At 74.1% G+C, this 1,428-nt stretch carries 2 protein-coding genes; one reads left to right on the forward strand and one right to left on the reverse strand.

Translation table 11 applies throughout. The features are described from left to right. A partial coding sequence (locus AC1DP0_RS21845) for a zinc-binding alcohol dehydrogenase family protein (protein WP_478088676.1) occupies positions 1 to 636 on the reverse strand: 636 nt, incomplete at its 3' end. Positions 637 to 827: 191 nt separating this feature from the next. Here AC1DP0_RS21845 and AC1DP0_RS21850 point away from each other — a divergent pair. Next, complete coding sequence (locus AC1DP0_RS21850) at positions 828 to 1,346, forward strand: dsRBD fold-containing protein (RefSeq protein ID WP_478088677.1); 519 nt, start codon at positions 828 to 830, stop codon at positions 1,344 to 1,346. Positions 1,347 to 1,428 lie beyond the last annotated feature (82 nt).

Consider the following 1,428-nt stretch of genomic DNA (forward strand, 5'->3'; position numbering starts at 1 on the left):
CAGGTGGGCGCTCGCGCCGAAGCCGTAGATGCCGAGCCGCCCACCAGGGGGCAGCTCGGCCCGTCGCAGCGACCGGTAGCCCAGGTGGGCGCTCGCGCCGAAGCCGTAGATGCCGAGCCGCCCACCAGGGGGCAGCTCGGCCCGTCGCAGCGACCGGTAGCCGATGATGCCGGCGCAGAGCAGCGGCGCCGCCTCGACGTCCGCGAACGAGGCCGGGACCCGGTAGGCGTACGCCTCGGGCGCCACGGCATACTCCGCGTAGCCGCCGTCGGCGTCCCATCCGGTGTAGCGCGAGACGGCACAGAGGTTCTCGCGTCCCGAACGGCACCATCGACACGAGCCGCACGTGGCCCGCAGCCAGGCGAGGCCCACGCGGTCCCCCGGCACGAAACGATGGGCCCCCTCGCCGAGGAGGGCGACCTCGCCCACCACCTCGTGGCCGGGCACGAGGTGGTGCCGGTGCCGCGGCAGGTCGCCCGTGACGACGTGCAGGTCGGTGCGGCACACCCCACAGGCCCGGACGTGGACCAGGACCTCGCCCGGCCCGGGCTGCGGGATGGGCAGCTCGGCCCGGGCGAGCGGGTGCCTGCGCAGTGGTCCCGGCTCGTCGACGACCCACGCCTGCATGGTGCCCATGGCGCCTCCCTCGGGTCGTCGGCCGGGCGGGCGCACGACCTGTCCCGATCCCAGACCCACATCGCGCACCGGCACAAGGGCCCAAGGTCCCGCGATCGGGTCCCACCGGTCTGCGACTCGGAGCCCTTCGGCCCTGAGTGCGCGCCCCCGACCGGTGCTGTCCTGATCTGAGACCGGTCGAGGAGGCCAACGTGAGAGCACATGTCGGAGACCGCATCGTCCTTGCGGCAGAGCACATCGACGAGGCCACCCGCGACGGGGAGGTGCTCGAGGTCCGCGGAGCCGACGGTGGTCCGCCCTTCGTCGTGCGTTGGGCGGACGGTCACACCGGCCTGATCTACCCGGGGCCGGGATCGGTGCTCCACCTCGGCGTGCCCGGTGACGAGAAGGCCGCGATCCCCGAGCCGGCGCCGGTGCCGACGAGTCCCGAGGACCGATCGCAGACCCTCCGCGAGTGGCAGATCCGTGTGTCGGTGCTCGAGTCCGGGGACGACACGAGTGCCACGGTCGTGCTCGTCGCCGACCCGCCGGACCGCCTMAGTGCCCAGGGGACGAGCCACCGCTCCTCCGACGACGTGGCGTCGCCTCGGATCGGGGACGAGATCGCCGTCGCCCGCGCGCTGCGCCACCTGGCGGACCAGCTCGTCGGGGAGGCGGAACGGGACATCGAGGAGCGCACCGGCGAGGAGGCGCACGTCCGGGCGACGTGACCGACCACGCGATGAACGGGAGAGCCGCCAGACCCCACCGACACGGACCGGCACCGGCCCTCGCGTGCCTCGGTGCTCCACC

Source organism: Terrabacter sp. P5_B1, from assembly GCF_056400505.1.